The organism is Pseudomonas multiresinivorans, assembly GCF_012971725.1.
GTDB lineage: Bacteria > Pseudomonadota > Gammaproteobacteria > Pseudomonadales > Pseudomonadaceae > Pseudomonas > Pseudomonas multiresinivorans.
In genome coordinates this window covers 3149478-3176333 of sequence record NZ_CP048833.1, presented here as the reverse complement: position 1 = coordinate 3176333, position 26856 = coordinate 3149478, and the positions used below count along the sequence as shown (strand labels likewise).

23 protein-coding genes are annotated in these 26856 nt (G+C 64.3%); 17 read left to right on the top strand and 6 right to left on the bottom strand.

Annotation, left to right across the window (positions count from 1 at the left end; all coding sequences use genetic code 11):
- Positions 1–78: 78 nt before the first annotated feature.
- The 15 genes from G4G71_RS14350 to nuoN all read left to right on the top strand — a co-directional run bounded on the left by G4G71_RS14350 (position 79) and on the right by nuoN (position 17652).
- Positions 79–1674: an isocitrate lyase gene (locus G4G71_RS14350; protein WP_054909443.1), complete on the top strand. Its 1596-nt coding sequence runs from the start codon at positions 79–81 to the stop codon at positions 1672–1674.
- Positions 1675–1846: 172 nt separating this feature from the next.
- Positions 1847–2338 (top strand): DUF4442 domain-containing protein, encoded by a 492-nt coding sequence (locus G4G71_RS14345; protein ID WP_169938597.1) that lies wholly within the window; start codon positions 1847–1849, stop codon positions 2336–2338.
- A 441-nt stretch (positions 2339–2779) separates the two neighbouring features.
- Positions 2780–3193, top strand: coding sequence for an NADH-quinone oxidoreductase subunit A (ndhC, locus tag G4G71_RS14340; protein ID WP_015477476.1), 414 nt, complete (start codon positions 2780–2782; stop codon positions 3191–3193).
- 10 nt (positions 3194–3203) lie between these two features.
- Positions 3204–3881 (top strand): NuoB/complex I 20 kDa subunit family protein, encoded by a 678-nt coding sequence (locus G4G71_RS14335; RefSeq protein ID WP_045214755.1) that lies wholly within the window; start codon positions 3204–3206, stop codon positions 3879–3881.
- A gap of 59 nt (positions 3882–3940) precedes the next feature.
- Entirely contained in the window at positions 3941–5722 is a 1782-nt protein-coding gene (gene nuoC, locus G4G71_RS14330) for an NADH-quinone oxidoreductase subunit C/D (protein ID WP_169938595.1), read from the top strand.
- Positions 5719–6219, top strand: a complete 501-nt coding sequence (gene nuoE, locus G4G71_RS14325) for an NADH-quinone oxidoreductase subunit NuoE (RefSeq protein ID WP_169887231.1) — start codon at positions 5719–5721, stop codon at positions 6217–6219. Before nuoC ends, nuoE begins: the two co-directional genes overlap by 4 nt.
- Positions 6216–7565 (top strand): NADH-quinone oxidoreductase subunit NuoF, encoded by a 1350-nt coding sequence (gene nuoF, locus G4G71_RS14320; protein ID WP_169938593.1) that lies wholly within the window; start codon positions 6216–6218, stop codon positions 7563–7565. Before nuoE ends, nuoF begins: the two co-directional genes overlap by 4 nt.
- A gap of 128 nt (positions 7566–7693) precedes the next feature.
- Positions 7694–10408 carry an NADH-quinone oxidoreductase subunit NuoG gene (nuoG, locus tag G4G71_RS14315; protein ID WP_169938591.1) on the top strand — a complete coding sequence of 905 codons (2715 nt, stop codon included), beginning with the start codon at positions 7694–7696 and terminating at the stop codon, positions 10406–10408.
- A complete protein-coding gene (gene nuoH / locus G4G71_RS14310) occupies positions 10405–11394 on the top strand; it encodes an NADH-quinone oxidoreductase subunit NuoH (RefSeq protein WP_054909469.1) in 990 nt (329 codons plus the stop codon). Before nuoG ends, nuoH begins: the two co-directional genes overlap by 4 nt.
- A gap of 11 nt (positions 11395–11405) precedes the next feature.
- Positions 11406–11954: an NADH-quinone oxidoreductase subunit NuoI gene (nuoI, locus tag G4G71_RS14305; protein ID WP_024765123.1), complete on the top strand. Its 549-nt coding sequence runs from the start codon at positions 11406–11408 to the stop codon at positions 11952–11954.
- Between the two features lie 11 nt (positions 11955–11965).
- A complete protein-coding gene (gene nuoJ / locus G4G71_RS14300; protein ID WP_169938589.1) occupies positions 11966–12466 on the top strand; it encodes an NADH-quinone oxidoreductase subunit J in 501 nt (166 codons plus the stop codon).
- A gap of 4 nt (positions 12467–12470) precedes the next feature.
- Complete coding sequence (nuoK, locus tag G4G71_RS14295) at positions 12471–12779, top strand: NADH-quinone oxidoreductase subunit NuoK (protein ID WP_024765121.1); 309 nt, start codon at positions 12471–12473, stop codon at positions 12777–12779.
- Entirely contained in the window at positions 12776–14623 is a 1848-nt protein-coding gene (gene nuoL, locus G4G71_RS14290) for an NADH-quinone oxidoreductase subunit L (RefSeq protein WP_054909447.1), read from the top strand. The genes nuoK and nuoL overlap by 4 nt, the downstream gene beginning before the upstream one ends.
- Positions 14624–14651: 28 nt before the next feature.
- Complete coding sequence (gene nuoM, locus G4G71_RS14285) at positions 14652–16181, top strand: NADH-quinone oxidoreductase subunit M (protein WP_169938587.1); 1530 nt, start codon at positions 14652–14654, stop codon at positions 16179–16181.
- A 7-nt stretch (positions 16182–16188) separates the two neighbouring features.
- Positions 16189–17652, top strand: a complete 1464-nt coding sequence (gene nuoN, locus G4G71_RS14280; protein WP_054909449.1) for an NADH-quinone oxidoreductase subunit NuoN — start codon at positions 16189–16191, stop codon at positions 17650–17652.
- 163 nt (positions 17653–17815) lie between these two features.
- Here nuoN and G4G71_RS14275 read toward each other — a convergent pair whose 3' ends face one another.
- Positions 17816–18883 (bottom strand): AI-2E family transporter, encoded by a 1068-nt coding sequence (locus G4G71_RS14275; protein ID WP_169938585.1) that lies wholly within the window; start codon positions 18881–18883, stop codon positions 17816–17818.
- An 89-nt stretch (positions 18884–18972) separates the two neighbouring features.
- On the bottom strand, positions 18973–20292 hold the full coding sequence (locus tag G4G71_RS14270) for a Na+/H+ antiporter family protein (RefSeq protein ID WP_169938583.1): 1320 nt from the start codon (positions 20290–20292) through the stop codon (positions 18973–18975).
- Positions 20293–20584: 292 nt separating this feature from the next.
- Between G4G71_RS14270 and G4G71_RS30325 the strand changes: the two genes are divergently transcribed.
- Positions 20585–22729: a methyl-accepting chemotaxis protein gene (locus tag G4G71_RS30325; RefSeq protein WP_169938581.1), complete on the top strand. Its 2145-nt coding sequence runs from the start codon at positions 20585–20587 to the stop codon at positions 22727–22729.
- A 226-nt stretch (positions 22730–22955) separates the two neighbouring features.
- On the opposite strand, the gene G4G71_RS14260 is transcribed toward G4G71_RS30325, so the two are convergent.
- The 4 genes from G4G71_RS14260 to G4G71_RS14245 are packed head-to-tail and all read right to left on the bottom strand — an operon-like array spanning position 22956 to position 25568.
- Positions 22956–24275 (bottom strand): ATP-binding protein, encoded by a 1320-nt coding sequence (locus tag G4G71_RS14260; RefSeq protein ID WP_169938579.1) that lies wholly within the window; start codon positions 24273–24275, stop codon positions 22956–22958.
- Positions 24272–24946 carry a response regulator transcription factor gene (locus G4G71_RS14255; RefSeq protein WP_169938577.1) on the bottom strand — a complete coding sequence of 225 codons (675 nt, stop codon included), beginning with the start codon at positions 24944–24946 and terminating at the stop codon, positions 24272–24274. The genes G4G71_RS14260 and G4G71_RS14255 overlap by 4 nt, the downstream gene beginning before the upstream one ends.
- A complete protein-coding gene (locus G4G71_RS14250) occupies positions 24946–25236 on the bottom strand; it encodes a PepSY domain-containing protein (protein ID WP_240964951.1) in 291 nt (96 codons plus the stop codon). The genes G4G71_RS14255 and G4G71_RS14250 overlap by 1 nt, the downstream gene beginning before the upstream one ends.
- 23 nt (positions 25237–25259) lie before the next feature.
- Positions 25260–25568, bottom strand: a complete 309-nt coding sequence (locus G4G71_RS14245; RefSeq protein ID WP_169938573.1) for a PepSY domain-containing protein — start codon at positions 25566–25568, stop codon at positions 25260–25262.
- Between the two features lie 147 nt (positions 25569–25715).
- Here G4G71_RS14245 and G4G71_RS14240 point away from each other — a divergent pair, with 147 nt between their 5' ends.
- The gene (locus G4G71_RS14240) at positions 25716–26795 is read left to right on the top strand and encodes a patatin-like phospholipase family protein (RefSeq protein WP_169938571.1); all 1080 of its coding nucleotides are present in this window, start codon (positions 25716–25718) and stop codon (positions 26793–26795) included.
- Positions 26796–26856: the final 61 nt, after the last annotated feature.

The window sequence follows — 26856 nt, the reverse complement described above, 5'->3', positions numbered from 1 at the left end:
GCAGCCAATTCCGTTTCGATACAGGTTTTGAGTGGGTAAGTCGGTGCTCAACCAAACACATACTTTGAAGGATTGACCATGTCCGCATATCAAAACGACATCAAAGCCGTTGCCGCTCTGAAAGAGAAAACCGGTAACAGCTGGAGCGCTATCAACCCCGAGTCGGTTGCCCGTATGCGCGCTCAGAACCGCTTCAAGACTGGTCTGGACATCGCCAAGTACACTGCGGCCATCATGCGCAAGGACATGGCCGAGTATGACGCCGACACCTCCGTCTACACCCAGTCCCTGGGTTGCTGGCACGGCTTCATCGGTCAGCAGAAGCTGATCTCGATCAAGAAGCACCTGAAGACCACCAACAAGCGCTACCTCTACCTGTCCGGCTGGATGGTTGCCGCGCTGCGTTCCGACTTCGGCCCGCTGCCCGACCAGTCCATGCACGAAAAAACCGCCGTCTCCGGCCTGATCGAAGAGCTCTACACCTTCCTGCGCCAGGCTGACGCCCGTGAGCTGGACCTGCTCTTCACCGCCCTGGACAGCGCCCGCGCCGCCGGCGACAAAGCCAAGCAGGACGAAATCCAGGCTCAGATCGATGGCTACGAAACCCACGTAGTACCGATCATCGCCGACATCGACGCCGGCTTCGGCAACCCGGAAGCCACCTACCTGCTGGCCAAGAAAATGATCGAAGCCGGTGCCTGCTGCATCCAGATCGAGAACCAGGTTTCCGACGAGAAGCAGTGCGGCCACCAGGACGGCAAAGTGACCGTTCCGCACGAAGACTTCCTCGCCAAGATCAACGCCGTTCGCTACGCGTTCCTCGAGCTGGGCGTTGACGACGGCGTGATCGTTGCCCGTACCGACTCCCTGGGCGCAGGCCTGACCAAGCAGATCGCCGTGACCAAAGAGCCGGGCGACCTGGGCGACCAGTACAACTCCTTCCTGGATTGCGAAGAAGTTTCCGCTGCCGAACTGCAGAACGGCGACGTGGTGATCAACCGCGGCGGCAAGCTGCTGCGTCCGAAGCGCCTGGCTTCCAACCTCTTCCAGTTCCGCAAGGGCACCGGCGAAGACCGTTGCGTCCTCGACTGCATCACCTCGCTGCAGAACGGCGCCGACCTGCTGTGGATCGAAACCGAGAAGCCGCACGTTGGCCAGATCAAGGGCATGGTTGACCGCATCCGTCAGGTCATCCCGAACGCCAAGCTGGTGTACAACAACAGCCCGTCCTTCAACTGGACCCTGAACTTCCGCCAGCAGGTCTTCGACGCGTTCGTTGCCGAAGGCAAGGACGTTTCCGCCTACGACCGCGCCAAGCTGATGAGCGTCGAGTACGACGAGACCGAGCTGGCCCAGGTTGCTGACGAGAAGATCCGCACCTTCCAGCGCGATGGTTCCGCCCACGCCGGCATCTTCCACCACCTGATCACCCTGCCGACCTACCACACCGCCGCTCTGTCGACCGACAACCTGGCCAAAGGCTACTTCGCCGACCAGGGCATGCTGGCCTACGTGAAAGGCGTTCAGCGTCAGGAACTGCGCCAGGGTATCGCCTGCGTCAAGCACCAGAACATGGCTGGCTCGGACATCGGCGACAACCACAAAGAGTACTTCGCTGGCGAAGCCGCTCTGAAAGCCTCGGGTAAAGACAACACCATGAACCAGTTCCACTAAGAACTGGCTCACCGGCCCCTCGGGGCCGGGAGGCACCGCAAAACCCCGGCACTCGCCGGGGTTTTGCTTTTGGTGCTTGGCCGAATCGCCAGCCGCCCGCTCCCCGCCCGCCAAGGGCAGATCAGCATTCACGTGCCAGCCTCGGGCCTCCTCCATATGAATGGAATCGCCCATGCCCCAGCGCAACCGCCTCGCCCTCGCCGCCCATCTCATCCAGCGCCTGCCGCACCGTCTCCACGAGTCGCTGCTCAGCCACCTGTTCTGCTCCCAGGTGCGCTTCGCCGGCACCGCGGGCATACGCATCCAGAAGCTCTCCAGCGATGAAGTGCGGATGAGCCTGGCCAACCACCGCCGCGCCCGCAACCACATCGGCGGCGTGCATGCTGCGGCCATGGCGCTACTGGCCGAATCCGCCAGCGGCTGCCTGGTCGGCATGAATCTGCCCGATCACAAGCTGCCGCTGATCAAGAACCTCAAGGTGGTTTACCTGCGCCGGGCCCGCGGCAGCCTGCGCGCTATCGCCACACTGGCGCCTGAGCAGCGCCGTGCGATGCTCGAGCACGACAAGGGGGAAGCGATGATCCAGGTGACGCTCCTGGACGACTCCGGCGCAGAGCCGGTGCGCTGCGAGATGCACTGGGCGTGGACTCGGAAGGGAAATTGAACCACCCCGAACGAGGGGCGCCAAAGGGAACTGCCAGGGGATAATTGAATGCCGAGAATTGAGCGAAATAAAAGCGCCGCCGCTTATATGTAGTAAAGTTACGGATATACGACACTGCAAATGATAATACTTATCATTTATAGGTTGGCAATTTATTGCGGCCAAATACCTCGAAAGTACTATTCGACCAAAGCCCAAGTGCCGCCACACTAAGCGCCCAGAGCCGCGCAAACAGGGCGCTACGGGAAATGCAAAAGGCTTTTGCCCGAATTAGAAGCATCTGTTTGTGTTGGAAAAATTTACTTGCTGAAGGCTTTGGGCATAAAATTGGAAAGATGACCTGAACCCTTAGCTCACTATCCTTGAGTTGTCGGGTTCGCAGTAGTCAGGCGTTGCGCCTGGAACCCAAGACAATCGTAATTTGTAGGAAGGAGTATCGGCATGCCCAATCCAGCTGAACTTGCAGCTCAACACTGGGGACTCGCCGCCTTCCTTTTAGGAGTGCTGGGCCTGCTCGGCTTCATGCTAGGGGTTTCCAGCCTGCTTGGCAGTAAGGCATTTGGTCGCAGCAAGAACGAACCGTTCGAATCCGGGATCGTTCCTACCGGCAGCGCACGCCTGCGTCTGTCGGCAAAATTCTATCTGGTCGCGATGCTCTTCGTGATCTTCGACGTCGAAGCCCTCTTCCTTTTCGCCTGGTCAGTGTCCGTCCGTGAAAGCGGCTGGGCCGGTCTGATCGAGGCAACCATTTTCATAGCAATTCTGTTGGCAGGTCTTGTCTACCTGTGGCGTATCGGCGCGCTCGATTGGGCGCCGGCGGCACGTCGCGCACGGCAGGCGAAGCTAAAACAATGAGGCTTTGGCGATGCAATACAAACTTACCCGGATCGATCCGGATGCGCCCAATGATCAGTACCCGATCGGCGAACGCGAAACGGTAGAAGACCCGCTCATCGAAGGGCAGGTCCACAAGAACATCTTCATGGGCAAACTCGAGGATGTTCTCAACGGTGCGGTGAACTGGGGTCGCAAGAACTCCCTGTGGCCGTACAACTTCGGGCTGTCCTGCTGCTACGTGGAGATGACCACGGCGTTCACCGCGCCGCACGACATCGCCCGTTTCGGCGCCGAAGTGATCCGTGCATCGCCGCGCCAGGCTGACTTCATGGTCATCGCCGGCACCTGCTTCATCAAGATGGCTCCGGTCATCCAGCGCCTGTACGAGCAGATGCTGGAACCCAAGTGGGTGATCTCGATGGGGTCGTGCGCCAACTCCGGCGGCATGTACGACATCTACTCGGTCGTTCAGGGGGTCGACAAGTTCCTCCCCGTGGACGTGTACATCCCCGGCTGCCCGCCCCGTCCGGAGGCGTTCCTGCAAGGCCTGATGCTGCTGCAGGAATCCATCGGCCAGGAGCGTCGTCCGTTGTCCTGGGTTGTAGGCGATCAAGGCGTCTATCGCGCCGACATGCCTGCCCAGAAGGATCTCAAGCGCGAACAGCGCATTGCGGTCACCAACCTGCGCAGCCCCGACGAAGTGTGATCCGGCCCTCCACGAGAGGCCCGCTTTCACTCCACCGTTGACCGAGTGACTTAAAGACTATGAATGCAGACTCCGCTCTGTACATCCCGCCTTACAAGGCAGACGACCAAGATATCGTCGTCGAACTGAATTCCCGCTTTGGCGCCGAGACCTTCACCGTCCAGGCCACCCGCACCGGCATGCCGGTGCTCTGGGTCGCCCGTGAGCGCCTGATCGACGTCCTCACCTTCCTGCGCAATGTGCCCAAGCCGTACGTCATGCTCTATGACCTGCACGGCGTGGACGAGCGCCTGCGCACCCACCGTCGCGGCCTGCCGGGCGCCGATTTCAGCGTGTTCTATCACCTGATGTCGCTCGAGCGTAACAGTGACGTGATGATCAAGGTGGCCCTCTCCGAAGGCGACCTCAACCTGCCCACCGCCACCCGTATCTGGCCGAACGCCAACTGGTACGAGCGTGAGGTCTGGGACATGTACGGGATCACCTTCAATGGTCACCCGCACCTGACCCGCATGCTGATGCCGCCGACCTGGGAAGGTCACCCGCTGCGCAAGGACTACCCGGCGCGCGCCACCGAGTTCGATCCTTACGCGCTGTCCGCCGCCAAGCAGGACCTCGAGCAGGAAGCCCTGCGCTTCAAGCCCGAAGACTGGGGTATGAAGCGCCACGGCGAGAACGAGGACTTCATGTTCCTCAACCTCGGCCCGAACCACCCGTCCGCCCACGGTGCGTTCCGCATCATCCTGCAACTGGACGGTGAAGAGATCCTCGATTGCGTTCCGGAGATCGGTTACCACCACCGTGGCGCCGAGAAGATGGCCGAGCGTCAGTCCTGGCACAGCTTCATTCCGTACACCGACCGTATCGACTACCTCGGCGGCGTGATGAACAACCTGCCGTACGTGCTCTCGGTCGAGAAGCTCGCCGGCATCAAGGTGCCCCAGCGCGTCGACGTCATCCGCATCATGATGTCGGAGTTCTTCCGCATCCTGAACCACCTCCTCTACCTGGGTACCTACATCCAGGACGTGGGCGCGATGACCCCGGTGTTCTTCACCTTCACCGACCGCCAGCGCGCCTACAAGGTCGTCGAAGCCATCACCGGCTTCCGCCTGCACCCGGCCTGGTACCGCATCGGCGGCGTCGCCCACGACCTGCCGCGCGGCTGGGACAAGCTGGTCCGCGAATTCCTCGACTGGATGCCCAAGCGCCTGGACGAGTACGAAACCGCTGCCCTGAAGAACAGCATCCTGCGTGGCCGTACCATCGGCGTTGCCCAGTACAACACCAAGGAAGCGCTGGAATGGGGCACCACCGGCGCCGGCCTGCGCGCCACCGGCTGTGATTTCGACCTGCGTAAGGCCCGCCCCTACTCCGGCTACGAGAACTTCGAGTTCGAAGTACCGCTGGCGGCCAACGGCGACGCCTACGACCGCTGCATGGTCAAGATGGGTGAGATGCGCCAGAGCCTGCGCATCATCGAGCAGTGCCTGAAGAACATGCCCGAAGGCCCGTACAAGGCGGATCACCCGCTGACCACGCCGCCGCCCAAAGAGCGCACGCTGCAGCACATCGAAACCCTGATCACCCACTTCCTGCAGGTTTCCTGGGGCCCGGTCATGCCGGCCAACGAAGCCTTCCAGATGGTGGAAGCGACCAAGGGCATCAACAGCTACTACCTGACGAGCGATGGCAGCACCATGAGCTACCGGACCCGCATCCGGACGCCCAGCTTCCCGCACCTGCAGCAGATTCCGTCGGTGATCAACGGCAGCATGATCGCTGACCTGATCGCCTATCTGGGCAGTATCGACTTCGTTATGGCCGACGTGGACCGCTGATCATGAGTACCCTTATCCAGACTGATCGTTTCGAACTCAGCGAAACCGAGCGCTCGGCCATCGAGCACGAAATGCATCACTACGAGGACTCCCGCGCGGCGTCCATCGAAGCCCTGAAGATCGTCCAGAAGCAGCGCGGCTGGGTGCCGGACGGCGCCATCCCGGCGATCGCCGACATCCTCGGCATTCCGGACAGCGACGTCGAAGGCGTGGCTACCTTCTATAGCCAGATCTTCCGGCAGCCGGTCGGCCGCCACATCATCCGCGTCTGCGACAGCATGGTCTGCTACATCGGCGGCCACGAGTCCGTCGTTGGCGAGATCCAGAAGCAGCTGGGCATCGGCCTCGGCCAGACCACCGCCGACGGCCGCTTCACCCTGCTGCCGGTGTGCTGCCTGGGCAACTGCGACAAGGCCCCGGCGATGATGATCGACGACGACACCTTCGGCGACCTGCGTCCCGACGGCGTCGCCAAACTGCTGGAGGCTTACGCATGAGTCGCCTCACTTCCTACGGCACGCCCAACCGCACCGCGCGCGCGGCCGAAACCCACCCGCTGACCTGGCGCCTGCGTGACGACGGTGCTCCGGTCTGGCTGGAGGAGTACCAGTCGAAGAATGGCTACGCCGCCGCGCGCAAGGCGCTGGCCGAGATGGCCACCGACGACATCGTCCAGACCGTCAAGGACTCCGGCCTCAAGGGCCGCGGCGGTGCGGGCTTCCCCACCGGCGTGAAGTGGGGCCTGATGCCCAAGGACGAATCCCTCAACATCCGCTACCTGCTGTGCAACGCGGACGAGATGGAGCCCAACACCTGGAAGGACCGCATGCTCATGGAGCAGCTGCCGCACCTGCTGGTGGAAGGCATGCTGATCTCCGCGCGCGCCCTCAAGGCCTACCGCGGCTACATCTTCCTGCGCGGCGAGTACGTCGACGCCGCCCGCAACCTGAACCGCGCCATCGAGGAAGCCAAGGCCGCAGGCCTGCTGGGCAAGAACATCCTCGGCAGTGGCTTCGATTTCGAGCTGTTCGTCCACACCGGCGCCGGCCGCTACATCTGTGGCGAAGAGACTGCGCTGATCAACTCGCTGGAAGGCCGCCGCGCCAACCCGCGCTCCAAGCCGCCCTTCCCCGCCGCCGTCGGCGTCTGGGGCAAGCCGACCTGCGTGAACAACGTCGAGACCCTGTGCAACGTACCGGCGATCGTCGAGCACGGCGTCGACTGGTACAAGGGCCTGGCCCGTCCGGGCAGCGAAGACATGGGCACCAAGCTCATGGGCTTCTCCGGCAAGGTGAAGAACCCCGGTATCTGGGAACTGCCCTTCGGCCTCCCGGCCCGCGAGCTGTTCGAGGACTACGCCGGCGGCATGCGCGACGGCTACAAGCTCAAGGCCTGGCAGCCGGGCGGCGCCGGTACCGGCTTCCTCCTGCCGGAACACCTGGATGCCCTGTTCTACGCCGGCGGCGTCGCCAAGGTCGGCACCCGTATGGGTACTGGCCTGGCCATGGCGGTGGACGACAGCGTCAACATGGTCTCGCTGCTGCGCAACATGGAAGAGTTCTTCGCCCGCGAATCCTGCGGCTGGTGCACTCCATGCCGTGACGGCCTGCCGTGGAGCGTGAAGGTCCTGCGCGCGCTGGAGAAAGGCGAAGGCGCCCAGGGTGACCTGGAAACCCTCGAGCAGCTCGTCAACTTCCTCGGCCCCGGCAAGACCTTCTGTGCCCACGCACCGGGTGCCGTCGAGCCGCTGGGCAGCGCACTGAAGTATTTCCGTCCCGAGTTCGAAGCGGGCATTTCCCGCCAGGCTCAGGCCGTACAAGCACCGCAGACCGTCGGTGCTTGATGCTTTGATCGCCGGGCGCTGCGCCCGGCGTTGTTTCGTTGTAGTGCCGCGGCGTGCCGCCGGCCCGATGAAACCGTGATTTCTATTAGCCACGCCCGCTGACAACGGGCCAACGAAGACTTAGACCCATGGCCACGATCCACGTAGACGGCAAGACGTTAGAAGTCGACGGAGCGGACAACCTGTTGCAGGCCTGCCTCTCCCTCGGTCTCGACATCCCCTACTTCTGCTGGCACCCGGCGCTCGGAAGCGTCGGCGCATGCCGCCAGTGCGCGGTCAAGCAGTACACCGACGAGAACGACAAACGCGGTCGTCTCGTCATGTCCTGCATGACTCCCGCCACCGACAACACCTGGATTTCCATCGAGGACGAAGAGGCCAAGCAGTTCCGCGCCAGCGTCGTCGAATGGCTGATGACCAACCACCCGCACGACTGCCCGGTCTGCGAGGAAGGCGGTCACTGCCACCTGCAGGACATGACGGTGATGACCGGCCACAACCAGCGCCGGTACCGCTTCACCAAGCGCACCCACCAGAACCAGGAACTCGGCCCGTTCATCGCCCATGAGATGAACCGCTGCATCGCCTGCTACCGCTGCGTCCGTTACTACAAGGACTACGCTGGCGGCACCGACCTGGGCGTCTACGGCGCGCACGACAACGTCTATTTCGGCCGCATTGAAGACGGTGTGCTGGAGAGCGAATTCTCCGGCAACCTGACCGAGGTCTGCCCGACCGGCGTGTTCACCGACAAGACCCACTCCGAGCGCTACAACCGCAAGTGGGACATGCAGTTCGCCCCGAGCATCTGCCATGGCTGCTCCAGCGGCTGCAACATCAGCCCCGGCGAACGTTACGGTGAAATCCGCCGCATCGAGAACCGCTACAACGGCTCGGTGAACCACTACTTCCTGTGCGACCGCGGCCGCTTCGGCTACGGCTACGTCAATCGTGAAGACCGCCCGCGCCAGCCGCAGTTGATGCTGAGCAAGCAGAAGCTCTCGCTGGACGGCGCACTCGACCAGACCGCAGCCCTGCTCAAGGGTCGCAAGGTCATCGGCATCGGTTCGCCGCGTGCCAGCCTGGAAAGCAACTACGCCCTGGCCGAACTGGTCGGCGCGCAGAACTACTACAGCGGCATTTCCGCTGACGAGCTGCAACGCCTACAACTGGTTCTGAAAGTCATGCAGGACGGCCCGCTGCCGGTGCCGACCATCCGTGACATCGAAGACCACGACGCGGTGTTCGTGCTTGGCGAAGACCTGACCCAGACCGCTGCCCGTATCGCCCTGGCCCTGCGCCAGTCGGTGAAAGGCAAGGGCGAGGACATGGCCGCCGCGATGAAGATCCAGCCGTGGCTCGACGCCGCGGTGAAGACCATCGCCCAGCACGAGATGAACCCGCTGTTCATCGCCAGCCTGGATGAAACCCGCCTGGACGACGTCGCCGCCGAGTGCGTACACGCTGCTACCGAAGACCTGGCTCGCCTGGGCTTTGCCGTGGCCCACGCCATCGATCCGAGCGCCCCGGCCGTGGCCGGCCTCGATGCCGAAGCCGCCGCCCTGGCCCAGCGCATCGCCGATGCACTGGTTGCCGCCAAGCGTCCGCTGGTCATCTCCGGCACCTCGCTGGGCAGCAACGCCCTGATCGAGGCCGCCGCGAACATCGCCAGCGCGCTGAAGAACCGCGAGAAGAACGGCTCGCTGAGCCTGGTCGTCCCGGAAGCCAACAGCCTGGGCCTGGCCCTCTTCGGTGGTGAGTCCGTCGAAGCCGCCCTTGAGCAGCTGACCTCTGGCGCCGCCGATGCCGTGGTGATCCTGGAGAACGACCTGTACCGCCGCGCCGACGCCGCTGTTGTCGACGCCGCCCTGGCCGCCGCCAAGATCGTCGTGGTTGCCGACCACCAGCAGACCGCCACCAGCGCCAAAGCCACCGTCCTGCTGCCGGCCGCCAGCTTCGCCGAAGGCGATGGCACCCTGGTCAGCCAGGAAGGCCGCGCCCAGCGTTTCTTCCAGGTCTACGACCCGACCTACTACAACGCCGACAACCTGGTCCGCGAAGGCTGGCGCTGGCTGCACGCCCTGCACAGCACCCTCGAAGGCAAGCGTGTCGACTGGACCCAGCTGGACCACGTGATCGACGCCGTCGTCGCCGCCAAGCCGCAACTGGCCGGCATCCGCGAAGCCGCGCCGAACGCCGCGTTCCGCATCAAAGGCCTGAAGCTGGCGCGCGAGCCGCACCGCTATTCCGGCCGTACCGCCATGCGCGCCAACATCAATGTCAGCGAGCCGCGTCAGCCGCAGGACATCGACTCCGCCTTCGCCTTCTCCATGGAAGGCTACTCCGGCAGCGCCGAACCGCGTCAGCAGATTCCGTTTGCCTGGTCTCCGGGCTGGAACTCCCCGCAGGCCTGGAACAAGTTCCAGGACGAAGTCGGCGGCCACCTGCGCGCTGGCGATCCGGGCGTACGCCTGATCGAGGCCAAGGGCGAAGCCCTGTGGTTCAGCGAGATTCCTGCGCCGTTCCACACCGCCGCCAGCCAGTTCAAGGTGGTGCCCTTCTATCACCTGTTCGGCAGCGAGGAGAATTCCGCCAAGGCCGCCCCGGTGCAGGAGCGCATCCCGCAGACCTACGTCACCCTGGCCAAGTCCGAGGCTGACCGTCTGGGCGTCAACGAAGGCGCGATCATCCGCCTGACCGTCAAGGGCCAGGAACTGCGCCTGCCGCTGCGCGTGAGCGAAGAGCTCGGCGCCGGTCTGGTCGCCCTGCCGATCGGTCTGCAAGGCATTCCCGCCGGTGTCATCGGCTCGGTCGCTGAAGGTCTGCAGGAGGCTGCCCAATGAGCTGGCTGACACCCGCCATCGTCGACATCCTGATCGAGGTCATCAAGGCCATCGTCATCCTGCTCGCTGTGGTCGTCTGCGGCGCGCTGCTCAGCTGGGTCGAGCGTCGTCTGCTCGGCCTCTGGCAGGACCGCTACGGTCCGAACCGGGTCGGCCCCTTCGGTGCCTTCCAGCTCGGCGCCGACATGCTGAAGATGTTCTTCAAGGAAGACTGGACCCCGCCGTTCGCCGACAAGATGATCTTCACCCTCGCGCCCATGATCGCCATGGGTGCGCTGCTGGTCGCCTTCGTCGTCATCCCGATCACCCCGACCTGGGGTGTGGCGGACCTGAACATCGGCATCCTGTTCTTCTTCGCCATGGCTGGCCTGACCGTGTACGCGGTGCTGTTCGCCGGCTGGTCGAGCAACAACAAGTTCGCCCTCCTCGGCAGCCTGCGCGCCTCGGCCCAGACCATCTCCTACGAGGTGTTCCTGGCCCTGTCGCTGATGGGCATCGTGGCCCAGGTCGGTTCGTTCAGCCTGCGCGACATCGTCGATTACCAGGCCGAGCACATGTGGTTCATCATTCCGCAGTTCTTCGGTTTCATGACCTTCTTCGTCGCCGGCGTCGCCGTGACTCACCGTCACCCGTTCGACCAGCCCGAAGCTGAGCAGGAACTGGCCGACGGTTACCACATCGAGTACGCCGGCATGAAATGGGGCATGTTCTTCGTCGGCGAGTACATCGGCATCGTGCTGGTGTCCGCGCTGCTGGCGACCCTGTTCTTCGGCGGCTGGCACGGGCCCTTCGGTATCCTGCCGCAGATCCCGTTCATCTGGTTCGCCCTGAAAACCGGCTTCTTCATCATGATGTTCATCCTGCTGCGCGCGTCCATTCCGCGCCCGCGCTATGACCAGGTGATGGCCTTCAGCTGGAAGTTCTGCCTCCCGCTGACTCTGATCAACCTGCTGGTGACCGGCGCTGTCGTGCTGGCGACCCAGTAAGGAGCAAGACAATGATCAAATACATTTTCGAAGTCGTGCATGGCACCTACACCCAGCTTCGCAGCCTGGTGATGATCTTCGGCCATGCCTTCCGCAAGCGTGACACCCTGCAATACCCGGAAGAAGCCGTGTACCTGCCGCCGCGCTACCGCGGCCGCATCGTCCTCACCCGCGACCCCGATGGCGAGGAGCGCTGCGTAGCGTGCAACCTCTGCGCCGTGGCCTGCCCGGTCGGCTGCATCTCCCTGCAGAAGGCCGAGACCGACGACGGTCGCTGGTACCCCGAGTTCTTCCGCATCAACTTCTCCCGCTGCATCTTCTGCGGCCTGTGCGAAGAAGCCTGCCCGACCACCGCGATCCAGCTGACTCCGGATTTCGAAATGGGCGAGTTCAAGCGCCAGGACCTGGTCTACGAGAAGGAAGACCTGCTGATCTCCGGCCCCGGCAAGAACCCGGACTACAACTTCTACCGCGTTGCCGGCATGGCCATCGCCGGCAAGCCGAAAGGCGCCGCGCAGAACGAAGCCGAACCGATCAACGTCAAGAGCCTGCTGCCGTAAGGAGACGTCGCGTGGAATTCGCTTTCTACTTCGCCGCCGGCGTCGCCGTGCTGGCAACCTTCCGGGTCATCACCAACAGTAACCCGGTGCATGCCCTGCTCTACCTCGTCATTTCGCTGCTGGCCATTTCGATGACCTTCTTCAGCCTCGGCGCCCCGTTCGCCGGCGCCCTGGAAATCATCGTCTATGCCGGCGCGATCATGGTGCTCTTCGTCTTCGTGGTGATGATGCTCAACCTCGGCCCGGCTATCGCCGAGCAGGAGCGCAAATGGCTCACACCCAAGGTCTGGATCGGTCCTGGCGCCCTGGCGGCAGTACTGCTGGTCGAACTGCTGTGGATGCTTTCGCGCACCCCGAGCGGCGCCGGCATCGGTCATACCACGGTGGACGCCAAAGCCGTGGGCATCAGCCTGTTCGGCCCGTACCTGCTGGTCGTCGAACTGGCCTCGATGCTGCTGCTGGCGGCACTGGTCGCCGCCTATCACCTCGGCCGCCACGAAGCGAAGGACTAACACCATGAACACAATCCCTCTCGAACACGGACTGGCGCTCGCCGGTGTGCTGTTCTGCTTCGGCCTGGTGGGCCTGATGGTACGACGCAACATCCTGTTCGTACTGATGAGCCTGGAAGTGATGATGAACGCCGCCGCGCTGGCCTTCGTGGTCGCCGGTAGCCGCTGGGCGCAGCCCGACGGCCAGGTGATGTTCATCCTGGTGCTCAGCCTGGCTGCGGCCGAGGCCAGCATCGGCCTGGCGATCCTGCTCCAGCTGTATCGCCGCTTCCATACCCTCGATATCGACGCTGCCAGCGAGATGCGCGGATGAACCTGCTGCCCCTTACTTTCCTGTTCCCTCTGGTCGGCTTCCTGCTGCTCTCGTTCTCCCGTGGCAAGTGGTCGGAAAATCTCTCGGCTCTGGTCGGTGTCGGCTCCGTGGGTCTCGCCGCCCTCTCCGCCTTCTGGGCGATCTGGAGCTTCCACAGCAACCCGCCCGAAGGTGGCGCCTACAGCCTGGTGCTGTGGCAATGGATGAGCGTTGGTGACTTCAAGACCAACTTCACCCTGTATCTGGACGGCCTGTCGGTCACCATGCTCGGCGTGGTGACTGGTGTTGGCTTCCTGATCCACCTGTTCGCCTCCTGGTACATGCGCGGTGAAACCGGTTACTCGCGTTTCTTCGCGTATACCAACCTGTTCATCGCCAGCATGCTGTTCCTGGTGCTGGGCGATAACCTGCTGTTCATGTACTTCGGCTGGGAAGGCGTGGGCCTCTGCTCCTACCTGCTGATCGGTTTCTATTACAACCACGTACCGAACGGCAACGCGGCGCTCAAAGCCTTCATCGTGACCCGCGTGGGTGACGTGTTCTTCGCCATCGGCATGTTCATCCTGTTCCAGCACCTGGGCACGCTGAACATCCAGGAGCTGCTGGTCCTGGCTCCGCAGCACTTCGCCAAGGGCGACCTGTGGATCAACCTGGCCACCCTGATGCTGCTCGGCGGCGCCGTCGGCAAGTCCGCCCAGCTGCCGTTGCAGACCTGGCTGGCCGACGCGATGGCCGGCCCGACTCCGGTCTCCGCGCTGATCCACGCCGCCACCATGGTGACCGCGGGCGTCTACCTGATCGCCCGCTGCCACGGCCTGTTCGAGCTGGCTCCGAACGTACTGGAGCTGGTCGGTATCATCGGCGCCGTGACCCTGGTCCTGGCCGGCTTCGCCGCCCTGGTGCAGACCGACATCAAGCGCATCCTCGCCTACTCGACCATGAGCCAGATCGGCTACATGTTCCTGGCCCTGGGCGTCGGCGCCTGGGGTGGCGCGATCTTCCACCTGATGACCCACGCCTTCTTCAAGGCCCTGCTGTTCCTTGCCTCCGGTGCGGTGATCGTTGCCTGCCACCACGAGCAGAACATCTTCAAGATGGGCGGCCTGTGGAAGAAGCTGCCGCTGGCCTATGCGAGCTTCGTGGTCGGTGGTGCGGCGCTATCTGCCCTGCCCTTCCTGACCGCCGGCTTCTACTCCAAGGACGAGATCCTCTGGGAAGCCTTTGCCAGTGGTCACCAGAACCTGCTGATCGCCGGTCTGGTTGGCGCGTTCATGACTTCGCTGTACACCTTCCGCCTGATCTTCATCGCCTTCCACGGCGAAGCGAAGACCGAAGCGCACGCTGGCCATGGCATCAGCCACTGGCTGCCGCTGGGTGTGCTGATCGTGCTCTCCACCTTCATCGGCGCGCTGATCACTCCGCCGCTGGCCGGCGTCCTGCCGGAAAGCGCCGGTCACGCCGGTGGTGAAGCCAAGCACAGCCTGGAAATCGCCTCGGGCGCCATCGCCATCGCCGGTATCCTGCTGGCGGGCCTGCTGTTCCTCGGCAAGCGCCGCTTCGTCAGCGCCGTCGCCCAGAGCGCACCGGGCCGCTTCTTCGGCACCTGGTGGTACCACGCCTGGGGCTTCGACTGGCTGTACGACAAGCTGTTCGTGAAACCCTACCTGCTGATCTGCCGCCTGCTGGCCGCGGACCCGATCGACAAAACCCTGGTCCTGGTCCCGCTCACCGCCCGCGGTGGCAACAAACTCCTCAGCCTCACCGAGAACGGCCGCCTGCGTTGGTACGCCGCTTCCCTGGTGGGTGGCGCCGCGCTGCTCCTCGGCGCGCTGCTGCTGGCTTAATGAATTCACGAAAGAGATTGAGCCCGACATGATTCTGCCCTGGCTAATCCTGATCCCCTTTATCGGCGGCTTCCTTTGCTGGATCGCCGAGTACACCAGCAAGACCCTGCCTCGCTGGGTCGCCCTGGGATCGATGGTCCTCACCCTCGCCCTGAGCCTGTGGGTGTGGCACACCGGTGACTTCCAGCTGGCCCCGGCGCCGGGTGGCGAGCCGCAATGGACCCTGCAGTTCCAGGTACCCTGGATCGAGCGCTTCGGCATCAGCGTGCACCTGGCAATGGACGGTCTGTCCCTGCTGATGGTCGCGCTGACCGGCCTGCTCGGCGTGCTGTCCGTCCTCTGCTCGTGGAACGAGATCCAGCGCCGCATCGGCTTCTTCCACCTGAACCTGCTGTGGATCCTGGGCGGCGTCATCGGCGTGTTCCTCGCCGTCGACCTGTTCCTGTTCTTCTTCTTCTGGGAAATGATGCTGGTGCCGATGTACTTCCTCATCGCGCTCTGGGGTCATAGCTCGGACGACGGCAAGAAGACCCGCATCTACGCCGCCACCAAGTTCTTCATCTTCACCCAGGCCAGTGGCCTGGTGATGCTGGTGGCAATCCTCGGTCTGGTGTTCGTGCACTACAACACCACCGGCGTGCTGACCTTCAACTACGCCGACCTGCTGAAGACCCAGCTGCCGCCGCACACCGAGTGGATCCTGATGCTCGGCTTCTTCGTCGCCTTCGCGGTGAAGATGCCGGTCGTGCCGGTGCACTCCTGGCTGCCGGACGCCCACGCCCAGGCACCGACCGCTGGTTCCGTAGACCTCGCCGGCATCCTGCTGAAGACCGCCGCCTACGGCCTGATCCGCTTCGCCCTGCCGCTGTTCCCCAACGCCTCGGCCGAGTTCGCCCCGATCGCCATGACCCTGGGTCTGATCGGCATCTTCTACGGCGCCTTCCTGTCGTTCGCGCAGACCGACATCAAGCGTCTGGTGGCCTACTCCTCCGTGTCGCACATGGGCTTCGTGATGATCGGCATCTACTCCGGCAGCCCCCAGGCGCTGCAGGGCGTAGTGGTGCAGATGATCGCCCACGGCCTCTCCGCTGCCGCGCTGTTCATCCTGTGTGGCCAGCTGTACGAGCGCCTGCACACCCGTGACATGCGCAAGATGGGCGGCCTGTGGTCGCGCATCCCGTACCTGCCGGCAGTGGCGCTGTTCTTCGCCACCGCGTCGCTGGGCCTGCCGGGCACCGGCAACTTCGTCGGCGAATTCCTGATCCTGCTGGGTAGCTTCAAGGTCGTTCCGGTGATCACCGTGATCGCCACCTTCGGCCTGGTGTTCGGCTCGGTCTACTCGCTGATCATGATCCACCGCGCCTACTTCGGCCCGGCCAAATCCGACACACCGATTGCCGGCCTGAACTTCCGCGAACTCTCCATGGTGCTCGGCCTGGCGGTGCTGCTGATCCTGCTCGGCGTTTACCCGCAGCCGGTTCTCGACACCTCCGCGGCCACCATGCACGGCGTCCAGCAGTGGCTGGGTGCCGCCCTTTCCACCCTGGCAGTACGGTGAGCGCGACATGACCTTCACGATTCAACACTTCATCGCGCTCCTGCCACTGCTCATCACCAGCGCCACCCTGGTGGTGGTGATGCTCGCCGTGGCCTGGAAGCGTAACCACTCGATGACCGCCACCCTCTCGGTGATCGGTCTGAACCTGGCGTTGCTGTCGATCTTCCCGGTGCTGAAAGTCACCCCGATCGAAGTCACCCCGCTGATGCTGGTGGACAACTTCGCCTGCTTCTACATGGCGCTTATCCTGGTCGCCGCCCTCGCCTGCACCACGCTCGCCCATGCGTACATGGAGAGCTTCCCGGGCAACCGCGAAGAGCTCTACCTGCTCCTGCTGCTGTCCACCGCAGGCGGCCTGGTACTGGTCAGCGCGCAGAACCTTGCCGGCCTGTTCATTGGCCTGGAGCTGCTGTCGGTGCCGGTCTACGGCATGGTGGCCTACGCCTTCTTCAACAAGCGCACCCTCGAAGCGGGCATCAAGTACACCGTACTGTCCGCCGCCGGCTCCGCCTTCCTGCTGTTCGGCATGGCCCTGCTCTACGCCGAATCCGGCAGCCTGAGCTTCGCCGGCATCGGTGCGTCGCTGGCCGAAGGCACCAGCCATGGTCCGCTGCTGTCCATCGGCGTCGGCATGATGGTCGTCGGCCTGGGCTTCAAGCTGTCGCTTGCGCCGTTCCACCTGTGGACCCCGGACGTCTACGAAGGCGCCCCGGCTCCGGTAGCGACCTTCCTCGCCACCGCCAGCAAGGTCGCCGTGTTCGCCGTGCTGCTGCGCCTGTTCCAGATCGCTCCGGCGGCCCTGAACAACGGCCTGCTGCATGACGCCATCGCGGTCATCGCCATTGCATCGATCCTGATCGGCAACCTGCTGGCGCTGACCCAGAGCAACATCAAGCGTCTGCTCGGCTACTCGTCCATCGCCCACTTCGGCTACCTGCTGATCGCCCTCGTGGCGAGCAAGGGCCTGGCCGTGGAAGCCGTCGGCGTGTACCTGACCACCTACGTGGTCACCACCCTGGGCGCCTTCGGCGTGGTCACCCTGATGTCCACTCCGTACAGCGGCCGCGACGCCGATGCGCTGTTCGAGTACCGCGGCCTGTTCTGGCGCCGCCCGGTGCTGACCGCGGTGATGACCGTGATGATGCTGTCCCTGGCCGGCATCCCGCTGACTGCCGGCTTCATCGGCAAGTTCTACATCGTCGCCACCGGCGTCGAGTCGCAGCACTGGTGGCTGGTCGGCTCGCTGGTACTGGGCAGCGCCATCGGCCTGTTCTACTACCTGCGCGTGATGGTGACCATGTTCCTGGTCGAGCCCAACATGAAGCGCCACGACGCGCCCCTGGACTGGGCCCAGCGCGCCGGCGGCATCATGCTGGTGGCCATCGCCCTGCTCGCCTTCTTCCTCGGCGTCTACCCGCAACCGTTGCTGGACATCCTCCAGCACAGCGGCCTGGTAGCCGTCGCTGGCTGAGATCGACAGGCATGAAAAACCCCGCTTCGGCGGGGTTTTTTATTGGGCGCAATTCATGCGCGGTGTCTTTTTTGTAGGAGCGAGCTTGCTCGCGAACAGTGTCCTGCTCAGCACAGGGCGTCAGGCGGTTCGCGAGCAAGCTCGCTCCTACAGTTCTGGCGCCCTACTCCGTGCCCTTGGTCACTTCACCTTCACGTCCGGTGAACAGGTCCCACGACGCCATGAATAGCGCTGCGATCAGCGGGCCGATGACGAAGCCGTTGAGGCCGAACAGCGACATGCCGCCGAGGGTGGAGATCAGCACCACGTAGTCGGGCATCTTGGTGTCCTTGCCCACCAGGATGGGGCGCAGGATGTTGTCCACCAGCCCGATCACCACCACGCAGAACAGCGTCAGCACAACGCCCTGCCAGATCGCTCCGGTGAGCAGGAAGTAGGCTGCCACCGGCACCCAGATCAGCCCCGCGCCAATGGCCGGCAGCAGCGAGAGGAAGGCCATCAGCGTGCCCCAGAGCAGCGAGCCCTGGATGCCGAGGAACCAGAAGATCAGCCCGCCCAGTGCGCCCTGGGTCGCGGCAACGGCGATGTTGCCCTTCACCGTGGCGCGGATCACCGTGGTGAACTTGGTGAACAGGTGCTGCTTGTGGTCGATGCTCAACGGCACCGCCTGCTTGATCCGCCGCCCCAGCGCCGGGCCATCACGCAGCAGGAAGAACAGCAGGTAGAGCATGATGCCGAAGCTGATGACGAACTCGAAGGTGTTCTGGCCGATACTGAACGCCTTGGTCGCCACCAGTTGGCTCGCCTGCATCGCACCCGACGAGAGCTTCTCCTGCAGGCTGGACAGGTCGGCCAGGTCGAAGCGCTCCAGCCATTGGTGTGCCCAGGCTGGCAGTGCGGCCACGGCCTGCTGGAAGTAGGTGACGAAGTTCAGCTCACCGGACTTCAGGCGCTGGTACACCGTGGCGCCCTCCTGCACCAGCGCGCCAGCGATGAAGGTCACCGGCAGGATCACGATCAGGAAGCAGATTGCCAGGGTGATCAGCGCCGCCAGGTTGTTGCGCCCGTTCAGGCGCACCCGCAGGCGGCGCTGCAAGGGGGCGAAGATGATCGCCAGGATGGTGCCCCAGAACACTGCGCCGTAGAACGGCAGCAGTATCCAGGCGAAGGCGATGGTCACCACCGCCAGCAGGGCGAGGAACGTCCGGTATTCCAGTTTCGAGTCGAGCATGAGCGGGTCCGTGCGTGGGAAACCTGCTCATTAGTCAGCAGATGGCCTGCCGAGTGCAACTTTACCTGCGCATTTCCCCGCGCCAGGCCTCACAGCACCATCGCCGCGACCCAGCCGAAGGCCATCAGCGGCAGGTTGTAGTGCAGGAAGGTCGGCACCACGGTGTCCCAGATGTGATTGTGCTGGCCGTCCACGTTCAGGCCGGAGGTCGGGCCGAGGGTGGAGTCCGATGCCGGTGAGCCGGCGTCACCCAGCGCTCCTGCGGTGCCCACGATACTGACGATGGCCAGCGGGCTGAAGCCCAGGTGCACCGCCAGCGGCACGAAGATCGCCGCGATGATCGGCACCGTAGAGAATGACGAGCCGATACCCATGGTCACCAGCAACCCCACCAGCAGCATCATGAAGGCACCCAGCGCCTTGCTGCTGCCAATCCAGCCGGCAGCGCTGTCCACCAGGCTGGCGACCTGCCCGGTTGCAGTCATCACGGCGGCGAAGCCCTGGGCGGCGATCATGATGAAGCCGATCATCGCCATCATCTTCATGCCTTCGGTGAACAGGTCGTCCGCCTCCTTCCAACGCACCACGCCGGACAGCGAGAACACCAGGAAACCCACCAGTGCGCCGAGGATCATCGAGTCCAGCAGCAGTTGCACGGCGAAGGCTGCAGCGACCGCGATGCCGGCCACGGCGAGGCTCATCTTGCTATAGGGCGTGTCGACCCGCTCAGCCTGTTCGATGCGCTGCAGATCGTAATCACGCTTGCGCCGGTAGCTGAAGCACACCGCGATCAGCAACCCGCAAACCATGCCCAGCGCCGGGATCAGCATGGCGTGGGTGACGTTGATCCCCTGTACGTCGACGCCCGCGCGGGCCACGTTGGCCAGCAGGATCTGGTTCAGAAAGATGTTGCCGAAACCCACCGGCAGGAACATGTAGGGCGTGATCAGGCCGAAGGTGATGACGCAGGCGATCAACCGGCGGTCGATCTGCAGACGCGTCAGGACGTAGAGCAGCGGCGGCACCAGCAGCGGAATGAAGGCGATGTGGATCGGCAGGATGTTCTGCGAGGAGATCGCCACCACCAGCAGCAGGGCAATCATCATCCACTTGAAGGCACTGGAACCGTTCGCCTCGTGCCGGCCGAGCATCGCCAGGGCGCGATCGGCCAGGGCGTGCGCCATTCCGGAGCGCGCGATGGCCACGGCGAAGGCGCCGAGCATGGCGTAGGACAGCGCCACCGTCGCACCAGCACCCAGGCCCTCGTTGAACGCCTTGAGCGTGCCGTCCATACCCAGGCCGCCGAGCAGGCCACCTGCCACTGCACCGGCGATCAGCGCGACCACCACATGCACGCGACACAGGCTCAACACCAGCATCAGGCCAATGGCGATCAACACCGCATTCATTCCAGCACTCCTTCCAGGGCTCGCCGCGCCAGGGCGCGGGCAAAAGGCGCGCACTCTGCCAAACGCTCGCCGGGGTGTCAAAATTTGAGTCGAATCAAGACGTTTCCGAGTTCACCTGGCAGGACTTTCACGCAGACGAGCACGCTTCTTGCCTGGCTTTTCGCCGCCCCTCGGCCAGGTACGCCAGAATCGCCTGTTTTCTGGCGTTTCACCCCGTCGCGGGTCAAGAAGATGCGGGAAAGGCCGATATAGCTGGCATCCCGAGGCTTAGTTCAAACAAGGATTCCCCTCCATGCTTCTGCGCCGTCTTTCCATCCAGTGGAAGATCACCTTGCTTGCCGGGCTCTGCCTGCTCGGCGTCGTCTCGTTGCTGTCCGGGCTTTCCGTTTACCGCACCCAGCACAGCACCGCGCTGGTCAAGCAATCGAGCACGCAGATGCTCGATGAAGCGGCCAAGGCCCGCCTGCAATCCCGCGGCGAGGTCCAGGCCATGCGCATCCAGCGCTACATCATGGACGCCTATCAATATGGCAAGGGTTTCTCACGGCAGGTGCTGTTCCTGCGTGACCAGGCGCAGAAGCGTTTCCTCGACGCCTACGACCTGCGCGAGGACCTGACCCGCCAGGTGAAGACTGCGCTGGAAGGCAACCCGGAGCTGCTTGGCCTCTACGTCGCCTTCGAACCCGACGCGCTGGATGGCAAGGACAAGCTCTTCGCCGGCCAGGGCGAGCTGGGCAGCAACGATGCCGGGCGCTTCTCCATCTACTGGTCCCAGGCCACACCGGGTCACCTCGAGTCCGAGGCCATGGCCGAATCGCTGCTCAACGACACCAGCCCCGGCCCCAGCGGCAGCGCCTACAACGCCTGGTTCACCTGCCCCAAGACCACCGGCCAGCCCTGCGTGCTCGACCCGTATTTCGACGACGTTGGCAGCAAGAAGATGCTGATGACCAGCATTGCCTTCCCGCTGGAGCTGGACGGCAAAGTCATCGGCGTCATGGGCCTGGACATCAGCATGGAGAAGCTGCAGGAAATTGCCGAGGAAGGCAGCCAGGAACTCTATGACGGCCAGGGCCGCGTCAGCATCGTCAGCGCGGCTGGCCTGCTCGCCGGCCACAGCGCGGATGCCTCGAAGCTGAGCAAGAACCTCAAGGAGGTCTACCCGAACCAGGGTGCCGACCTGCTACAGGCCATCGCCGCCAACCATGAGCAGGTATTCCGCCAGGACGACCAGCTGCGCGTGGTCGAGCCGCTGCAACCGATCCCCGGCTCCAAGCCCTGGGGCGTGCTGCTGGAGGTCCCGCAGAACGTCCTGCTCGGCCCGGCCATCGAGCTGCAGAACGAACTCGACGACCAGAGCACGCAGGGTACCGTTTCCCAGCTGGGCTTCGGCCTGGTCGCCATCCTGATCGGCCTGTTCGCCATGTGGCTCACCGCCCGCGGCGTGACCCGGCCAATCCTCGGCGTGGCCGCCATGCTGCGCAACATCGCCAGCGGCGAAGGCGACCTGACCAAGCGCCTGGACTACGCCGGCAAGGACGAGCTGGGCGAGCTGGCCGGCTGGTTCAACCGCTTCCTCGACAAGCTGCAGCCGATCATCCGCGACGTGAAATCCTCGGTGCACGACGCCCGCGCCACCGCCGACCAGTCCTCGGAAATCGCCACCCAGACCAGTGCCGGTATGCAACAGCAATTCCGCGAAGTCGACCAGGTGGCGACCGCCTCCCAGGAAATGAGCGCCACCGCCCACGACGTCGCCAACAGCGCCGCCATGGCCGCTGACGCCGCACGCGGCGCCGACGGCGCGACCCGCGACGGCCTGACCGTGATCGATAACACCACCCGCCTGATTGACGAACTGGCCAGCGACATGAGCAGCGCCATGAGCCAGGTAGAAGGTTTGGCGGCGAGCAGCGAGCAGATCGGCTCGGTGCTGGAAGTCATCCGCGGCATCGCCGAGCAGACCAACCTGCTGGCGCTCAACGCCGCCATTGAAGCGGCCCGCGCCGGTGAAGCCGGGCGCGGCTTTGCGGTGGTCGCCGACGAAGTGCGCAACCTCGCCCGACGCACCCAGGATTCGGTGGAGGAAATCCGCCAGGTCATCGAAGGCCTGCAGAACGGCACCCGCGACGTGGTCGGCGCCATGAGCAACAGCCACCGCCAGGCGCAGGACAGCGTGTCCCAGGTCGAACAGGCCGTGGCCGCGCTCAAGCGCATCGGCGATGCGGTCAGCGTGATCACCGACATGAACCTGCAGATCGCCAGCGCCGCCGAGGAGCAAAGCGCGGTGGCCGAGGAGATCAACCGCAACGTGGCGGGGATTCGCGACGTGACCGAATCGCTGTCGAGCCAGGCGCAGGAATCGGCGCAGGTGAGCCAGTCGCTGAACAAGCTGGCGAACCATCAGCAGGGGTTGATGGATCAGTTCCGCGTTTGATTCGGCGCATATCGCTCTCGTAGGAGCGGAGCTTCTCCGCGATCCGCTGGCAAGGCCAGCGCCAGATCCGGTTCGCGAGCAAGCTCGCTCCTACAGGGAGGCACCGGCGCTTTTCTGTAGGAGCGAGGGGGACGTCCAATCCTTGCTCGCGAACCGCATGGCACGGTGCAGCACATACCCCACCGCGGACGCAGCCGGCTCCTACAAAGCCGGCTACAGCTACTAGTCACACCGCGCGCCGTGGCAGCTCGACCACTACGCGCAGCCCACCCAGCTCGCTGCTTTCCAGCTTCAGGCTGCCACCGCAGGCCGCCGCGATATCCCGCGCGATGCCCAGGCCCAGGCCATGCCCGGCCACCTGCTCATCCAGCCGAGTGCCACGCTCCAGCACACTGTCTCGCTGGTCCTCGGCAATGCCGGGGCCATCGTCGTCTACGCTCAGCCGGTATGCGTCTGGGCCCTTCTCCACCGTCAACCGCACCTGGGCATCGGCCCATTTGCAGGCGTTGTCCAGCAGGTTGCCGAGCATCTCCAGCAGGTCTTCCCGGTCATACGGCAAGCGCGTGGCGGGCGGTGCCTGCCAGTCGATGGCGAGGTGATCGCCATGGATCAGCTTGAGCATGTCGCACAGGCTGGGCAACTCGGCATCACAGTCGAAGTGCGCGCCGGGCAATGCTTCGCCCACCAACCGCGCACGCCCCAGTTCGCGGGCCAGGCGCTGTTCGATCTGCTCCAGTTGCTCCTGCAGCACTCGCCGCAGCTCCGGGTGATCACGCAGCTCTTCGCGGTCGGCAAGGCTGATGAGCACCGCCAGCGGGGTCTTCAGGGCATGGCCCAGGTTGCCCAGCGCATTGCGCGAGCGGCGCAGGGTATCCTCGGTGTGCTGCAGCAGGTGGTTGGTCTGTTCCACCAACGGCTCAAGCTCACGGGGCACCTGGCTGTCCAACTGGCTGCGCTGACCTTCCTGCAACTGTGCAATCTGCTGGCGCACCCGCTCCAGCGGGCGCAGCGCACGGCGCACGGTGAAGCCCTGGAACACCAGGATCAGCAGCAACGCCAGGGTTCCGGCGCCCAGGCCGATATTGCGCAGACGATTGAAGCTCTTCAGGACGGGCGTGTAGTCCTGGGCGACGACAATGCTGATTTTCTTGGCATAGCGCTTGTAGTCGCCGCGATAGACCAGCAGCCGCTGGCCCTCAGGGCCTTTCTCCAGCGACTTGGCCAGCCCCCTGTGCGAGGGCAGCTTCAGCTCGTTGTCCCACAGCGAGCGCGAGCGCCAGGTCTGGTCGTCGAAACGGATGACGAAATAACGCCCGGAGAACAGCCGCTCATAGGCCGCATCGACCCGCTGGCCGTCAAGCTGCAAACCTGCGGGGCCACGGGTGATACCCACCAGCAGGCTTTCCGCCTCGTCCTGCAAGCCGTTCACCAGGTAGCGGCGCAAACCCTGGTCGAACAGCCAGAGGCCCGCCTGGGCGAGCACGAGACCAACCACCACCAGTACCACACCCAGCCCGAGACCGAGCCGGCGCTGGATCGATATCAATTGGCGGCTCCGTTGCCGGTGAAGCGATAGCCCTGCCCGCGACGGGTCTCGATGATCTCGCGGCCCAGCTTGCGGCGCAGGTGATTGATATGCACCTCGATGACATTGGAGTCGCGCTCGGTCTCGCCGTCATACAGGTGCTCGGCCAGGTGCGACTTCGACAGCAACTGGCCCGGATGCAGCATGAAGTACCGCAGCAGGCGGAACTCGGCGGAGGTCAGGTCGACTTCCTTGCCGCCCTGCTGCACGCACTGGCGCGATTCATCCAGGCTCAGCCCGGCCACTTCCAGCTGGCTCTGGTTGGCCAGCCCGCGGGCACGCCGCAGCAGCGCCTGGATACGCAACAACAGTTCCTCGGGATGAAACGGCTTGGTCAGATAGTCGTCGGCGCCGGCCTTCAGGCCGTCGATGCGCTCGGCCCAGGAGCCCCGTGCGGTGAGAATCAGCACCGGCGTCGCCAGACCCATGCCGCGCCACTCCTGCAGCACTTCCAGCCCGGGACGGCCCGGCAGGCCCAGGTCGAGGATCACCAGGTCGTACGGCTCGCTGGCGCCTTGCACCGCAGCGTCGCGCCCATCGGCCAACCAGTCCACCGCATAGCCCTGGCGCGTGAGGGTCGCCAGTAGCTCGTCGGCCAGAGGTACGTGGTCTTCCACCAGCAACAGGCGCATCAGTCGTCTTCCTTATCCTTGAGGATGCGGCCGTCGCGGGCATCCAGTTCCAGTTCGCGCACCACACCGTCGACGGTGAGCAACTCCACTTCGTAAATGTAGTTGCCGTGCTCCTTCTCCAGCTCGGCTTCGAGCAGGCGCGAGCCAGGGTAGCGGCTCAGTGCGGCGGGGAGGATTTCCTCGAAGGGGCGGATCACCCCTTCCTTGCTCAGGCGCAGGGCTTCGTCCTGGCTCAGGTCATGGGCCTGCGCGGCACCGGCCAGGGCGGTGAACGCCAGGCCGAACAGCATCGCGCGCAGCGGAACGGTCTTCATCAGTCATCCTGGTGATCGGTGAGGACTTCGCCGGTGACCGCATCCAGTTCGACATCCCACTTCACGCCCTGGGCGTCCTTGATGTCGACCTTGTACAGATAGCGGCCATGTTCCAGCTCGAGCTCGCTATCGTACACCGAACCGCCAGCATGCTTGGCCAGTGCGGTGCGGTTGAGCTCCTCGAAATTGCGGATGGTGCCCGCATCGCGCAGGCGCAACGCCTCGTCCGGGCCAATGTCATGGGCCGTGGCAACGCCGGCACCCAGCAGCAGTGCGCAGAGCGTGGTCAGGATCAGCAGCCATTTCATGAGCGTACCTCGTCAGAATTTCACTGCTGTCAGATTAAGGTGAAGGACTTAATTCAAGCTGAATCGGCAACGATCATTCACCCCGTGAAGTATCCTTGCTCCACGCGCACAGGCTCTATAATCGCGGCCTGCCACAGCGAGGCCCGCATGACCGCCATCCAGATCAAGACTTCCTCTCTCACCCTCAAGGCCGGAACCCGCGCGCTCCAACACATCCGCGAACAGGGGCTGGCCCCCGCCGATGTAGGAATCCTTCCCGGTGCTGCCGGCGGTCCGAAGGCATTGGGAATCCAGGGCCTGGACCTCGCGCTGTTCGGCGAATGGTTGCCGCGAGCACCACGTGAACGCTCGCTGATCGGGGCGTCCATTGGCTCCTGGCGATTCGCCAGCGCCTGCCTGCCCGACCCGGCCGAAGGCATTCGCCGGCTGGGCGAGCTCTACACCCAGCAACGCTTCGCCCGCAACGCGAGCATCAGCGACGTGTCGAGGAGCTGCGCGAAAATGCTCGACGACCTGCTCGACGGCCGCGACACCAGCGTACTGGACAACCCCTGGTACCGCCTCAACGTGGTGGTAGTGAAGAGCCACGGCCGCCTCGCGCAGGACGGCAAGGCCAATCTCGGCCTGGGCCTGGGTGCGGTGATACGTGACAACCTGGTCGGCCGCCGCCATCTGCGCCGGCACTTCGAACGGCTGATCATCCATGACGCCCGCCGCGCACCGCCGCTTGAGCCGCTGTCGGACTTCCCCTCGCGCTACCTGCACCTGGACCTGGCCAATCTACGCCACGCCCTGCTTGCCTCCGGATCGATCCCCATGGTCATGGAAGGCGTGCGCGACATTCCCGGCGCCGGCCCCGGCACGTACCGCGACGGAGGCCTGCTGGACTATCACCTGGACCTGCCCTACCAGCCCGAAGGCGTGGTGCTCTACCCGCACTTCACCGACAAGGTCATCCCCGGCTGGTTCGACAAGGGCCTGCCCTGGCGCCGTGGTGACGCCGGACGCCTGCAGGATGTACTGCTGCTCGCCCCGTCGAAGGATTACCTGGCGCGCCTGCCGCACAACAAGCTGCCGGATCGCAAGGACTTCCACCGCTACATCGGCGACGACGCAGGGCGCGAACGCTACTGGCGCAAGGCGATGGATGAAAGCCGGCGGATGGGCGACGAGTTTCTCGAACTGGCGGACAGCGGCCGGCTCGGCGAGCGCCTGTTGCCGCTCTAGCTATCACCCCGCCACCGGCGGTTCGCGAGGAGGCTCGCTCCTGCAAAAACGCGTCGTAGCA

Coding starts and splice junctions, on each gene's coding strand:
- G4G71_RS14350 (WP_054909443.1), top strand. CDS start 79: ATGTCCGCATATCAAAACGACATCAAAGCCGTTGCCGCTCTGAAAGAG.
- G4G71_RS14345 (WP_169938597.1), top strand. CDS start 1,847: ATGCCCCAGCGCAACCGCCTCGCCCTCGCCGCCCATCTCATCCAGCGC.
- ndhC (WP_015477476.1), top strand. CDS start 2,780: ATGCCCAATCCAGCTGAACTTGCAGCTCAACACTGGGGACTCGCCGCC.
- G4G71_RS14335 (WP_045214755.1), top strand. CDS start 3,204: ATGCAATACAAACTTACCCGGATCGATCCGGATGCGCCCAATGATCAG.
- nuoC (WP_169938595.1), top strand. CDS start 3,941: ATGAATGCAGACTCCGCTCTGTACATCCCGCCTTACAAGGCAGACGAC.
- nuoF (WP_169938593.1), top strand. CDS start 6,216: ATGAGTCGCCTCACTTCCTACGGCACGCCCAACCGCACCGCGCGCGCG.
- nuoG (WP_169938591.1), top strand. CDS start 7,694: ATGGCCACGATCCACGTAGACGGCAAGACGTTAGAAGTCGACGGAGCG.
- nuoH (WP_054909469.1), top strand. CDS start 10,405: ATGAGCTGGCTGACACCCGCCATCGTCGACATCCTGATCGAGGTCATC.
- nuoI (WP_024765123.1), top strand. CDS start 11,406: ATGATCAAATACATTTTCGAAGTCGTGCATGGCACCTACACCCAGCTT.
- nuoK (WP_024765121.1), top strand. CDS start 12,471: ATGAACACAATCCCTCTCGAACACGGACTGGCGCTCGCCGGTGTGCTG.
- nuoL (WP_054909447.1), top strand. CDS start 12,776: ATGAACCTGCTGCCCCTTACTTTCCTGTTCCCTCTGGTCGGCTTCCTG.
- nuoM (WP_169938587.1), top strand. CDS start 14,652: ATGATTCTGCCCTGGCTAATCCTGATCCCCTTTATCGGCGGCTTCCTT.
- nuoN (WP_054909449.1), top strand. CDS start 16,189: ATGACCTTCACGATTCAACACTTCATCGCGCTCCTGCCACTGCTCATC.
- G4G71_RS14275 (WP_169938585.1), bottom strand. CDS start 18,883: ATGCTCGACTCGAAACTGGAATACCGGACGTTCCTCGCCCTGCTGGCG.
- G4G71_RS14270 (WP_169938583.1), bottom strand. CDS start 20,292: ATGAATGCGGTGTTGATCGCCATTGGCCTGATGCTGGTGTTGAGCCTG.
- G4G71_RS30325 (WP_169938581.1), top strand. CDS start 20,585: ATGCTTCTGCGCCGTCTTTCCATCCAGTGGAAGATCACCTTGCTTGCC.
- G4G71_RS14255 (WP_169938577.1), bottom strand. CDS start 24,946: ATGCGCCTGTTGCTGGTGGAAGACCACGTACCTCTGGCCGACGAGCTA.
- G4G71_RS14250 (WP_240964951.1), bottom strand. CDS start 25,236: ATGCTGTTCGGCCTGGCGTTCACCGCCCTGGCCGGTGCCGCGCAGGCC.
- G4G71_RS14245 (WP_169938573.1), bottom strand. CDS start 25,568: ATGAAATGGCTGCTGATCCTGACCACGCTCTGCGCACTGCTGCTGGGT.
- G4G71_RS14240 (WP_169938571.1), top strand. CDS start 25,716: ATGACCGCCATCCAGATCAAGACTTCCTCTCTCACCCTCAAGGCCGGA.